This window comes from Yunchengibacter salinarum, assembly GCF_037658235.1.
Lineage (GTDB): Bacteria > Pseudomonadota > Alphaproteobacteria > Sphingomonadales > Kordiimonadaceae > Yunchengibacter > Yunchengibacter salinarum.
Map to the genome: position 1 here is coordinate 142,985 of NZ_JBBJLN010000008.1, position 12,104 is coordinate 155,088.

Genomic DNA, 12,104 nt, shown 5'->3' on the forward strand with positions numbered 1-12,104 from the left:
GCGCCATGCCCGCCATCAAGCCCTTTTTTATCATAACGGCCCTGTTGCTCGCCGCGTGCGGCGATAACGGCGCCACGGACGGCCCGACCGGGCCTGCCGAACCCCTGTCCCAACAGACGGATGTGACCAGCCAGCCGCCCATTCCGGCCTGCAATGCCGGGGCTGCCACCTGGTCCGACTGGCAAACCAGGGCGGTCGATTACCTGTTGGAGCCCACCTATACCAAGGTGACGCCGCCCGTGCTTGATCGGGAAACGGTGATCGCGCGGGGCTACGGGCTTTATGAAGCCTTGCGCGCCTGCCCGGGGCAAACCGGGGCGGCGCCGCTGGCCCCGCTGTTCGACTTTACCAGGGCCCTGCACTGGATGGCCCTGACCGGCCCGCTGGACAAGGACACCCACGCACTGGGCTATCCCGTGAACGATCGGGACTATTTCTATGCCGCCCAGCCTTATGTGCAATTCCCCGATCTGGTGACCAGCCAGCCCATGCTGGAAGCGATGAGCGACCCCGAAACCTATTACAAGGCCATGGAAATGGTCGCGGACCATAACAAGACCCTGCCGGAATCGCGGAAATGGATTGCGCTGCCCTATCGCGGCCAGTTCGTCAAATCGCCCGACGGGGTCACCTATGGCCGTTTCCTGATCGTGGTGCCCAATGTGCCGGGGCCAAACGGATCGGGAATCATGGACCAGTGGGTGCTGTTCGGCATGTTGCTGCCGGAGGACGACAGCCGCCTGGTATCCTACAGCCTGTCCATGGTCAGTGTGTGGCGGGCATCGGCGGATGCCACGGAAACAAAGACCCATATCGTGGATTTCATGCGCATGGAAGCCGATGACGGCAGCATCCAGATCATCCCCAACATGATGAATTACAGCGATGCCAGCGCCAATTGCTATGATTGCCACAAGGCGCCGGTGCTGGCCATCCACCCCGAAACGGTGTTCGATTTCGATTCGGCGGGAAGCCTGCAACCCCTGCCGGAAGACAAGGCATCCGCCATTTTGCAGCGCATCAACGGGCGGATTCCCAGCTATGGGCCGCCGCATTTTCCCTCCGGCCACGGCACGAAGATGGACACCCACGCCTATGGCCCGCCACTCGGCCCGGTGGGGGCCAGCCGCAGCGATGCCTTTCTTGACCGGTGCAGCGCGGAAAGCGGCATCAGCAGCGCTTCATACCCCGCAATACGCGATGCCATGGATTGCGCCATGTGCCACAACAATGCCGATGGCGGCCTGGGCAATCTGAACTATCTGGCGGCGGTGCCCAGCAACCGGGACAGCACCGCCTTTCAAAGCGGCACCAATTTCGTCGCCTCTTATGTCACCAAGGGCCTGATGCCGCCCTCGGCAGACCTGACCGCCAATGAACGGCAGGCCGTGGCCCAATGCCTGATGGACGAATATCTGAACCCGGTGGCGCAAAGCGGCCTTTTCCGGGACTGGCTGCTGGGCAAGACCGTTCCCCGTTAACTCGCCGCCACCCACGGCATGTCCCCATGATCCTTCCCCGTGATCCGCCCGGCCCGGATCTTCTTTTCCAAAGTCCAGGAGATGCACCATGACCCGCCGTTTCGAGATCGTTCCTTCCATCGGCATTTCCCGACTGGGTGACAGCCCGGACAGCTATATGATCGGCCCGGAAAAGGCGAACGCCCTTCCCCTGGAGCCGGATGGCACCACACCCGTGCGCACCTTCCGGGACGACAATGGCCGAATGCGCCGCCAGGCCGCACGCTTCCGCGTTTTCGTGTTCGACGACGCAAACCCGGACGGGCGCCCCGTGGACCTTGGCGCAGACGCCATCAAGGAAATCCGCTGGTCCGTCCATGTGGCCAATAAAAAGGCCATCTGGTACCAGTTCGACAATATTGTGGGTCGCGGCGGACACTATCCCGCGGATGCCAAAAAACGCAATCCGCAATGGAAAACCGACGCCCGGCGCATCAGGGCGATCATTGATCCGGGGCCACGCACGCTGACCGGGGCGGGCCAGAAGGTCTCGTTCGATGCCGCGAGCGCGCCCGGCGGCTACGCAGCGACCTTCCCGCCGGCGCTTCATCCGAAATCCGTCACCACCCTTGGCAACGCCCTGACAAAAGGCGCGGACGAGCTTCTGGTGCTGGGGGGCCATGGTTGTTCCGGTTCCGAAAAGACGCCGAAGATCAGCAGTTACGCCAATAATGACTATTGGTTCGACGACACATCCGACGGCACGGTGGATGCCGAAATCATCCTTGAAAGCGGGGAGACCCTTCAGGCACGCGGGGCATGGGTCATTGCGGCACCGCCCAAATATGCCCCGGAAATACCCAATGTAATCACACTTTACGATGTGATGACGGATGTGGCCGCGCGGGCCCTCGGCGCCTGGCCCGGTCTGTTTGACGATGGCGGGTTCAACCCGGCCTTCATGCCCGCCTTTGACCGGGACATTCAACCTATTCTCGCCGCCGCCGGGATGCAGGATTGGGTCGCCAAGGCACCCACCGGCACCGTGCCCCCGATCAAGGATGGCTATGTGGACCTGAGCGGCATCCCCGACAGCGCCCATCTCATGGTGATGGACCGGCTGGGCGACCCGGACCCGGCCTATAATGCGGATCGCCAGCGTATCTTCAATATTCTTCGCGCGGCGGACCAGCCGCAGCAGTTCCTGGCCGAGCGGCATTATGCCATGCCCATGCTGGCCGGAAATGATCCGTTCCAGAATGACGGCAAGGACGCCACCGAGCCTTTTGCCGTGCTGACGCCAACGCAGTATTCCATGCTCGGACAATGGGCGGCGGGCAAATTCACCGCCACCGGCCCAAAGGCCGGCGGCGCCGCCGCCGTGACGGAAGGCGTATTGCGCAACTGTGTGGGCGGGCCGTTCTGCCCCGGCATCGAAATGACCTGGATCAGCTTCAATGCCGGCATGTATGACGCCCCCTACCACATCAGGCGCGCCCCGGTGACCGCCCCGCTCTCTCTTGGCGGCGAACCGCAGGACGGCAGCCAGCCCGGCGACCTGACCAAGCGCATGGCGCTGCCCTGGCAGGCGGATTTCAACGAATGCTCGGTGCAGGAAATCGCGCTGGACAATGCGGGCGATCTTAGAAAGGCGCAGGTCCTGTGGTGGCCGGCACAGCGGCCTTACCGAGTGAATGTAACCACCGCTGAAGGGGGCACGGCGATCAAGCCCTGGTCGCGCGGCGTGTCCGACGATCTCGCCATGGTCACAGCCTGGGCCGGGCTCGGCTTCGTCACCAATAGCGACCCGGTTGTGCCCTTTTATCAGGAAACGGAGCGCACCCTGAAGGACGGAGACTGACAGCCCGGCCCCCTGGCTCAGTAATCAATCAGCCTTTGAAAGAAATCGGCCATCCGCGCGAATTCCCGCGCATAGGCGGATTGCAGCCGGGCAAAGGCGGCGTGGTCCACAGGGCGCCCCTGCATGGCGGCATCGCCCGCTTTTTCCAGCTCCGCGGCAAGGTCCCGCACACGATCCGCATTCAGGGACCGGCAAGCGCCGCGCACCTGATGCGCGTCATGAACCAGCGCGGCCCATCCGCCCTCCCCGTCCATCGGTGCCGTATCGGGCGCAAAAGCGGCGATTCGGGCGGCCCCGGCACCATGGGTTTCCAGAAACTCGGCCAATACCTCCTGCAAGGGGCCTTCAAGGCCATCGAACAGATCGATCAGCGGGCCGATCCGAACACCGATCGCCTCACCCTCCCGCACAAGGGCGGCCTGACCGGTGCCCCCTTCGGCCATCTTGATGGCATTCTTGCGCCTTTCCGCAAAACCGCCGGGGAACAGCCGGGTCAAGGTTTCCACCAGGCTGTCCGCCGTCACCGGCTTGGGGAGAAAGGCATCCATTCCAGCGCTTCGGCAGGTGGCACGCTCGGCGGCGGTATCCCGCCCGCTCATGCCGATAATGGGAAGGCGGGCAAGCGCCTTTTCCGCCCGAATGGCGCGGGCAAGGCCGGGGCCATCCAGATCAGCCATACTGAAATCGGTCAGCACCACATCCACCGCCGTACTGCCCACCCGGTCCAATGCCTGACGACCACTTTTGGCCAGAAGAACCCGACCAAGCGGCCGCAGCATGTCCACCAGGACACGGCGGGTCACGGGATCGTCCTCCACAAGCAGAATGGTCGCCTCATCGGGTCTCATTGCATACCCTTTTAGAGAGAGTCGCCTAACCTGAGATAGATTTTGCCTAAAATCTTACAGTTGGCAAGGGCATAAACCCGCTATTTTACCCTCAACCCGCCCCAACCCCCCGGAACCAACCCACCATATCGCAAAGCCAAGCAAAGCGCCTGCATTGGCCGCGCTCACCATCCACAAAAGAGGAATCACAAAACAGCCCGCCCCATAAACCCGGAGCAGACCAAAAAACGAAAAAACAACATGCCTGAAATGAAGATGGTGCACCCGATAGGATTCGAACCTATGGCCTCTGCCTTCGGAGGGCAGCGCTCTATCCAGCTGAGCTACGGGTGCGTCTCTGTGAGCGAGCGGACAATACTGATCGCCGGGGCGTGATGCAATAGGGTGAGAAAAAAAAGAGCGTCGGGGTCGATAAGCGGGCCAACCGCCCGCGCCGCGGTCTGCCCCACCACATGCCGGGCCACCTGATCATCGTCGTCTGAACACAGGCGTTCTGTAATCGCACTGTTTTGGGCCTGGGGCCTTGGCGCTGCCACGAAGCGCCGCGGCTGACGGCAGAGGGAAAGGTGGACCGGGGGCAGAACCGGCACAACCCGTATCGCAAAAATACGCGCTGGCAGTTAAAATTAATTAACTAAAATTTTTTCTAAAACTTGCTTCATCCTTGCGTCCGATGAGACCTTGTTGTCAGGGAACATGGCTGCTCCGCGTATGGGGTGGTTGCGGTCTGGTTCCGGTAAGTGGTCTGCGGGCAAAAACCCGCCTGCGGAAATTGGTAGCAAAGGTGTCGGACATGGTCCGATTAGGCAGCGATCGCCTCAGAACGGGGCACACCTTGGGAGAGGGACATGAAACAATTCATACTGGCAGTTAAGCGGGGCCTGGTGGCCACCGGCCTGATCATGATGGCCACGAGCGGGGCGGTACACGCCAATGCCGTGCAGGATTGGGCCAAGGGCGTAATGCAGAAAGTTGCAAGCGAGCAGCGCTATCCGCGCTCCGCCCTGATGCGGGAGATTGAAGGCCGCGCCGAGGTCAAGGTCACGGTGTCGGCGGATGGTACCATTGTCAGCCATGAAGTGACGACACCCACGGGCGAGGCCGTGCTGGACCGGGAAATTCCCCGGCTGGTCGAGCGGATTTCCCCGCTGAAGCCGTTGCCCGATGGCCGGGACAGCCTGACCTTCACCATGCCGCTGGCCTGGTCCCTGCAATAGCAGAACAATCGGTCGGTATTGAGAAAGCCCCGCGCCGGGTCATCCGGTGGCGGGGCTTTTTCATGCGCGATTAATAGGGCGTGGCCGGTTGCTGCCATGCGTTTGACGCATATCTCCATCCTGAAAAGAACAATTGTTCGGTCGTCCTTTCTGCCACATCGTCAGTGCCAGACGAGACGGGCGGTCGTCATGATGCTGTGCCCGTCAGGCCCTCAAAAACGGAGACCGAGACATGTTCAAATATGCATTCCTGACCGCTATCCTCGCTGCCAATGTGATCCTGGGCGCTGGAACCCCCGCCAAAGCCGCTGACGACATGGTGGGCTGGCGCCAGGCCGTTACCAAGCAGTTCAACCTGAAAGCAAGCTATCCCAGCAGCGCGCTGGCAACGGCGGACGAAGGCCGCGCCAAGCTGCGCCTGGATGTGGCAGCCGACGGCAGCATTGTAGGCCACAAGCTGGTTCAGGGGTCCGGCAGCCGCGCACTGGACACCGCCGTTCTCAAGACCATCAGCAGCCTGAACCCGCTGCCGGCGCTGCCGGGTGCCCGTGATCAGGTTTCCATCCTGGTGCCGGTTACCTTCACCATCAAAGGCAATAACAGCATTGTGAGCCGCTGATTTGGTGCAACGCACAAAAAAGTTCTTGATGCCAAACCGATCGTTTGGTAGACAATAAAAAGCTTGACCATCGGGGTGCCGGTCCTCCCCTCCCTCCCCTCCCTCAACCGGCACTTCGGCATCAGCCCCGGCCACGCAAGTGGCCGGGGTTTTTGTTTGGATAAGGCAAGGAGCCGGAAAGGCCGGGTCAGGCCATCAGGAGATATGTTTTGCCACGGCGCGGGCGAAGGGCGTTAGAATGGTGTCGTGGGCCTGTGCCGCCTGTTCGGGATAATCTGCCGTGTAATGCAGACCGCGGGATTCGCGCCGACTTTGCGCCGATCGCACGATCAGGTCCGCCACAGTCACCAGATTCCGCAGCTCCAGCAGATCGGGTGTGACCCGGAAATTGCCATAATATTCCAGGATTTCCCCCATCAGCAGGTCCACCCGCCGTTTGGCGCGCGCAAGCCGCTTGTCGGTGCGGACGATGCCCACATAATCCCACATGAAGCGGCGCAGTTCATTCCAGTTATGGACCACCACCACTTCCTCGTCCGAATCGCGCACCTTGCTCTCGTCCCAGTCGCGGGCCATGTGTGGCGGTGGCAGATCGTCGATCCGCTCCAGAATGTCCTGCGCGGCGGCGCGACCATAAACCAGGCATTCCAGCAGGCTGTTGGATGCCATGCGATTGGCCCCGTGCAGCCCGGTATGGGCGCATTCCCCGATGGCATAGAGCCGCTCAAGGTCCGTGCGTCCGGCCTGATCCACCTGAATCCCGCCACAGGTATAATGCGCGGCGGGCACCACCGGAATGGGCTGCTGGGTGATGTCGATGCCCACCCTCGCCAGCCGCCGATAAATGGTGGGGAAGTGGGACAGGATGAAGTCCGCCTCCCGGTGGGAAATGTCCAGCCACATGCTGTCCGCGCCGCGCCGTTTCATTTCGCTGTCTATGGCGCGGGCCACCACGTCCCGCGGGGCCAGTTCGGCGCGGGGGTCGTAATCCGGCATGAAGCGGCGGCCATCCGCATCGATCAGGCGGGCGCCCTCGCCGCGCATGGCTTCCGTGATCAGAAAGGTCTTGGCCTCCCTGTGAAAAAGGCAGGTGGGGTGGAACTGGTTGAATTCCATATTGGCCACGCAGCACCCGGCCCGCCACGCCATGGCGATGCCGTCCCCGGTGCTGCTGTCCGGGTTGCTGGAATAGAGATAGACCCGGCTGGCCCCGCCGGTGGCCAGCACCGTGGCGCGGGCCGAAAAGGTTTCCACCCGATCCGACCGCGTGTCCAATACATAAACGCCGTGGGCCTGATCCTGATAGGGGGCCGCCTTGGACAGGTGGCGGTTGGTGATGATGTCCACCGCCACATGATGGGTGTAAAGATCCACATTGGGTTCGGCCTTCACGCGGTCATTGAGCGTGCTTTGCACCGCCTTGCCGGTGGCGTCCGCCGCGTGGATGATCCGCCTGTGGCTGTGGCCGCCCTCGCGGGTCAGATGATAGCCGAAGCCGTCCTCCCGCGCTGTTTCGTCCCGGTCAAAGGCCACGCCCAGCGCGATCAGATCATCAATGGCGGCGCGGCTGCGCTCCACCACGAAGCGCACGGAGTCCTTGTGGCACAGGCCCGCCCCGGCGGTGAGCGTGTCGGCAATGTGGCTGTCCACCGAATCGGATGATTCGAGCACCGCCGCGATACCGCCCTGCGCCCAATTGGTGGACCCGGCGGACAGCGGCCCCTTGGAAATCACCGCCACCCGCATGTGCCGGGCCAGATGCAGCGCAGCCGTCAGCCCCGCCGCGCCGGAGCCCACGATCACGATGTCATAGGTGCGCCGCATGATCGATCCAGCTTTCAGGCCGCCAGGGGGGAGCGGGTCAGTTGCAGGAAGATGTCTTCAAGGTCGGTCTCGCTGGTCGAAATGTCCTGAATGGTCAGACCGGACGCCTGAACCGCGTTCAGAATTTCGCCCACATTGGCGGTAGCCTGGGAAATCCGCACCGCCAGCATCCCATCCCGCACTTCCGCGGTGAATCCCCGAAGCGGCGCGGGCACTTCGCTCAGCGGTTCCACCACCTGGATCAGCACTTCCTTTTCATCAATGCGGCTGAGCAGTTGCCGGGTGGGCTCGCTGCACACCACTTCGCCATGATTGATGATGGCGATGCTGTCGCACAGTTCCTCCGCCTCCTCAAGATAGTGGGTGGTCAGCACGATGGTGGTGCCGCGCGCGTGCAGTTCGCGCACATAGTCCCAAAGCTGTTGCCTCAGTTCCAGATCCACCCCGGCGGTGGGTTCATCCAGCACCAGAATGGGCGGGTTGTGCACCATCGCCTTGGCCACCAGCAGGCGCCGCTTCATGCCGCCGGAAAGCGTGCGGGAATAGGCATCCGCCTTGTCCTCCAGCCGCACGGCGCGCAGCAGTTCATCGGTGCGCCGTTCCGACGCGGGCACGCCGTACATGCCCGCCTGCACCTCCAGCATCTCGCGGGGGGTGAAAAAGGCATCAAAGCACAGTTCCTGCGGCACGATGCCGATATGGGCGCGCGCATTGCGGGGGTTGCTGGTGATGTCAAAACCCCAGATGCTGGCCGTGCCGCCGGTCTTGTTCACCAGGCCCGCCAGAATATTGATGCAGGTGGATTTGCCCGCCCCGTTCGGCCCCAGCAGGCCGAAAATGGACCCCTGTGGAATCTGAAGGTCGATGGCGTTGAGGGCGGTCTTGTCCGGGGCGCCGTGTTCCCCCTTGTACACCTTGGTCAGGCCGCGAATGTCGATTGCCATATTGCTGTCGCTGCTCACGCTTGATCCTCTCTGGTGGCGCCGCCCTGAAAGGAAAACCGGGCGGTTCTTGTCGCACGAAACCTCACCCGCTATATAGGACGGGAACAGGCTGAAAGCGACCCCTGACTTGGCCCGATCCAAGGGCTGCGGGGGTTGCCCGGCGCGCAGGCGGCCTCTTGGCGGGCGGCGCGGCGGGAAAACAGGAAGGATCGCACCCCATGACCACCCAACCGCCCGAAATCATCCGCACCGACAAAACCCGCGTTCATTGCGACGGTGGGGGCGCGCTGGGCCACCCGCGCGTGTATTATGACCTGTCGAAAGAAGGCAAGGTGGAATGCGGATATTGTGACCGCCTGTTCATCCTGAAAGGCGGCCCGGCGGATACGGCTGAAAACACGAACGGGGGCGACGGCGCCAGCCAGGGCGCTGCCTGATCCCCCTTTTCCCACAAGCCCCTTTTTCCCGGAGCACACCATGAGCGAGACGCAAGAGGACCGCCCGGACGGCGGCGCCAATGGGCGCGAGCATCTCTATCTGGTGGATGGCTCCGGCTATATCTTTCGCGCTTATCACGCCCTGCCACCCATGACCCGCGAAGACGGCACGCCCGTCAATGCGGTCTATGGCTTTTCCAACATGCTGTTCAAGCTGTTGCAGGATCTGGCGGACGGCGAACGGCCCACCCATCTGGCCGTGATCTTCGACACCGCCCGGCAAAGCTTCCGCAACGATATCTACCCGGACTACAAGGCCAACCGCCCGCCGCCGCCGGAGGATCTGGTGCCCCAGTTTCCGCTGATTCGAGACGCGGTGAAGGCGTTCGGCGTACCGTCCATCGAGCAGGAGAGCTTTGAGGCGGACGACCTGATCGCCACCTATACCCGGCAGGCGCGGGAAAAGGGCTGGCAGGTGACCATCGTGTCCTCCGACAAGGATCTGATGCAACTGGTGGACGACGGAACCGTCACCCTGTTCGACAGTATGAAGAACCGGCGGATGGATGAAGACGCGGTGCGGGAGAAATTCGGGCTCGGCCCCGACAAGGTGGTGGATATACAGGCCCTGGCCGGGGACAGCAGCGACAATGTGCCCGGCGTGCCCGGCATCGGCATCAAGACCGCCGCCCAGCTTATCGAAACCTATGGCGATCTGGACACATTGCTGGACCGGGCGGACGAGATCAAGCAGCCCGCCCGGCGCAAGAAGCTGCTGGAAAATGCCAATCAGGCGCGCATTTCCCGCGATCTGGTGCGCCTGCGCCAGGACGTGGACGTAACCCACGGCCTGGATGGCTTCCCGGTGCGGGAACCGGACGGGGGCAGCCTGCTGGACTTCATCGATGCCATGCAGTTCCGCTCTCTCAGGGCGCGGGTGGTGCAGCATTACGGCCATGACGGCGCCAATGCGGAAGACCCCGCCAATCGCGCGCTGGAAGTGGGCGAGGCCCGCTACAGCACGATCACGGACATGGCGGAGCTGGACCGGTGGATCGCCCGCATCCGCGAAGCCGGGCTGGTGGCGTTCGACACCGAGACCACCAGCCTGAATGCCGCCCGCGCGGAGCTGGTGGGCCTGTCGCTGGCGGTGGAGCCGGGGGAAGCCTGTTATGTGCCGGTGGGCCATGTGGCCGATGACAGCGACGGCGCCCTGTTCGCCGAGCGCCCGAAGCAGCTCGACAAGGCGCGGGTGCTGGCGGCGCTAGGGGATGTTCTGGCCGATCCCGCCATATTGAAGGTGGGGCAGAACCTGAAATACGACATGTCCATTCTGGCGGCGGAAGGGCTCACCCTGTCGCCCATCGCCGATACCATGCTGATGTCCTATGCGCTGGATGCGGGCCGCCACGGCCACGGCATGGACGAGCTGGCCGAAACCCATCTGGGCGTGAAAACCACCCCCTTCAAGGACGTGGCGGGCAGCGGGCGCAATCAGGTGACCTTCGATCGGGTGGAGATTGAAAAGGCCACCGCCTATGCCGCCGAAGACGCGGACATCACGCTCAGGCTGTATCATGTGCTGGCGCCCCGGCTGGCGAACGAGGGCGTGATGACGGTCTATCAGCGCCTCGACCGGCCCCTGGCGCCGGTGCTGTCGGCCATGGAGCGGGCCGGGGTGAAAGTGGACCGGGCGCGGCTGACCACCCTGTCGGGCGAGTTCGCCGAAGCCATGGACGGCCTGTCGAAGCAGATTTTCGAGTTGGCGGGGCGGGCGTTCAACATCAATTCCCCCAAGCAGCTTGGCGAAATCCTGTTCGACGATCTGGGGCTGAAGGGCGGCAGGCGGTCCAGCAAGACCGGTGCCTACAGCACCAATGCCGAAGTGCTGGAAGACCTGGCTTCGGAACACGACCTGCCCGCCCGCGTGCTGGACTATCGCCAGTTCGCCAAGCTGAAGAGCACCTATACGGATGCGCTGGTGGAGGACATCAACCCCGATACGGGCCGGGTGCACACCAGTTTCCACATGGCGGCCACCACCACGGGGCGCCTGTCCAGCAATGATCCGAATCTACAGAATATCCCGATTCGCACCGAGGAAGGGCGGAAAATTCGGGAAGCCTTCGTGGCGGAAAAGGGCAAAACCCTGATCGCCGCCGACTATAGCCAGATCGAATTGCGCGTGCTGGCCCACATGGCGGATATCGATGCCCTGAAACAGGCCTTCCATGACGGGGTGGACATTCACGCCCTGACCGCATCGAAGGTGTTCAACACCCCCATTGACGGCATGGACCCGATCATCCGGCGCCAGGCCAAGGCGGTGAATTTCGGCATTATCTACGGCATTTCCGCCTTTGGGCTGGCGCGCCAGCTTGGCGTGGGGCGCAAGGAAGCCCAGGCCATTATCGATGCCTATTTCGAGCGCTTCCCCGGCATTCGGGCCTATATGGACAAAACCATCGCCAAGGCGCGGGAACACGGCCATGTGACCACCCTGTTCGGGCGCAAGACCCATGTGGCCACCATCAGGGACAAGAACCCCAATCGCCGCCATTTCGGGGAGCGCGCCGCCATCAACGCCCCCATTCAGGGCACCGCCGCGGACATCATCCGCCGCGCCATGATCCATATGCCCGACGCGCTGGCGAATGCCGGGCTCAGCGACGTGACCATGCTGTTGCAGGTGCATGACGAACTGGTCTTCGAGGCACCCGACCACATGGTGAATGATGCCACGCCTGTGATCCGGTCGGTGATGGAAAACGCCGCCCGCCCCGCCCTGACCATGGCCGTCCCGCTGGATGTGGACGTGGGCACAGGCCGCACCTGGCAGGAAGCGCATTAGAAGGGCGCGTTTCCGCAATAAGCGCAATGCCTTGCCATCCCCG

The 12,104-nt window shown here is 62.9% G+C and carries 9 protein-coding genes and 1 tRNA gene; 6 read left to right on the forward strand and 4 right to left on the reverse strand.

Going from position 1 to position 12,104, the window contains the following annotated elements; genetic code table 11:
• The first annotated feature begins 5 nt into the window (after positions 1–5).
• Together WGH93_RS10240 and WGH93_RS10245 are read left to right on the forward strand one after the other, a co-directional pair.
• A complete protein-coding gene (locus WGH93_RS10240) occupies positions 6–1,481 on the forward strand; it encodes a hypothetical protein (protein ID WP_374764790.1) in 1,476 nt (491 codons plus the stop codon).
• 88 nt (positions 1,482–1,569) lie between these two features.
• Positions 1,570–3,321, forward strand: coding sequence for a LodA/GoxA family CTQ-dependent oxidase (locus WGH93_RS10245; RefSeq protein ID WP_374764791.1), 1,752 nt, complete (start codon positions 1,570–1,572; stop codon positions 3,319–3,321).
• Positions 3,322–3,338: 17 nt separating this feature from the next.
• On the opposite strand, the gene WGH93_RS10250 is transcribed toward WGH93_RS10245, so the two are convergent.
• Entirely contained in the window at positions 3,339–4,169 is an 831-nt protein-coding gene (locus WGH93_RS10250; RefSeq protein ID WP_374764792.1) for an Hpt domain-containing response regulator, read from the reverse strand.
• Between the two features lie 256 nt (positions 4,170–4,425).
• Positions 4,426–4,502, reverse strand: a tRNA-Arg gene (locus WGH93_RS10255).
• Positions 4,503–5,017: 515 nt separating this feature from the next.
• Here WGH93_RS10255 and WGH93_RS10260 point away from each other — a divergent pair.
• On the forward strand, positions 5,018–5,386 hold the full coding sequence (locus WGH93_RS10260; RefSeq protein WP_374764793.1) for an energy transducer TonB: 369 nt from the start codon (positions 5,018–5,020) through the stop codon (positions 5,384–5,386).
• A gap of 232 nt (positions 5,387–5,618) precedes the next feature.
• Positions 5,619–6,005, forward strand: coding sequence for an energy transducer TonB (locus WGH93_RS10265; RefSeq protein WP_374764794.1), 387 nt, complete (start codon positions 5,619–5,621; stop codon positions 6,003–6,005).
• A 195-nt stretch (positions 6,006–6,200) separates the two neighbouring features.
• Here WGH93_RS10265 and nadB read toward each other — a convergent pair whose 3' ends face one another.
• Together nadB and WGH93_RS10275 are read right to left on the reverse strand one after the other, a co-directional pair.
• Positions 6,201–7,829: an L-aspartate oxidase gene (gene nadB / locus WGH93_RS10270; protein ID WP_374764795.1), complete on the reverse strand. Its 1,629-nt coding sequence runs from the start codon at positions 7,827–7,829 to the stop codon at positions 6,201–6,203.
• A gap of 14 nt (positions 7,830–7,843) precedes the next feature.
• The gene (locus tag WGH93_RS10275; RefSeq protein WP_374764848.1) at positions 7,844–8,773 is read right to left on the reverse strand and encodes an ABC transporter ATP-binding protein; all 930 of its coding nucleotides are present in this window, start codon (positions 8,771–8,773) and stop codon (positions 7,844–7,846) included.
• 218 nt (positions 8,774–8,991) lie between these two features.
• Here WGH93_RS10275 and WGH93_RS10280 point away from each other — a divergent pair, with 218 nt between their 5' ends.
• Entirely contained in the window at positions 8,992–9,210 is a 219-nt protein-coding gene (locus tag WGH93_RS10280; RefSeq protein ID WP_374764796.1) for a zinc-finger domain-containing protein, read from the forward strand.
• Between the two features lie 40 nt (positions 9,211–9,250).
• Positions 9,251–12,061, forward strand: a complete 2,811-nt coding sequence (gene polA / locus WGH93_RS10285) for a DNA polymerase I (RefSeq protein WP_374764797.1) — start codon at positions 9,251–9,253, stop codon at positions 12,059–12,061.
• Positions 12,062–12,104 lie beyond the last annotated feature (43 nt).

Coding starts and splice junctions, on each gene's coding strand:
- WGH93_RS10240 (WP_374764790.1), top strand. CDS start 6: ATGCCCGCCATCAAGCCCTTTTTTATCATAACGGCCCTGTTGCTCGCC.
- WGH93_RS10245 (WP_374764791.1), top strand. CDS start 1,570: ATGACCCGCCGTTTCGAGATCGTTCCTTCCATCGGCATTTCCCGACTG.
- WGH93_RS10250 (WP_374764792.1), bottom strand. CDS start 4,169: ATGAGACCCGATGAGGCGACCATTCTGCTTGTGGAGGACGATCCCGTG.
- WGH93_RS10260 (WP_374764793.1), top strand. CDS start 5,018: ATGAAACAATTCATACTGGCAGTTAAGCGGGGCCTGGTGGCCACCGGC.
- WGH93_RS10265 (WP_374764794.1), top strand. CDS start 5,619: ATGTTCAAATATGCATTCCTGACCGCTATCCTCGCTGCCAATGTGATC.
- nadB (WP_374764795.1), bottom strand. CDS start 7,829: ATGCGGCGCACCTATGACATCGTGATCGTGGGCTCCGGCGCGGCGGGG.
- WGH93_RS10275 (WP_374764848.1), bottom strand. CDS start 8,773: ATGGCAATCGACATTCGCGGCCTGACCAAGGTGTACAAGGGGGAACAC.
- WGH93_RS10280 (WP_374764796.1), top strand. CDS start 8,992: ATGACCACCCAACCGCCCGAAATCATCCGCACCGACAAAACCCGCGTT.
- polA (WP_374764797.1), top strand. CDS start 9,251: ATGAGCGAGACGCAAGAGGACCGCCCGGACGGCGGCGCCAATGGGCGC.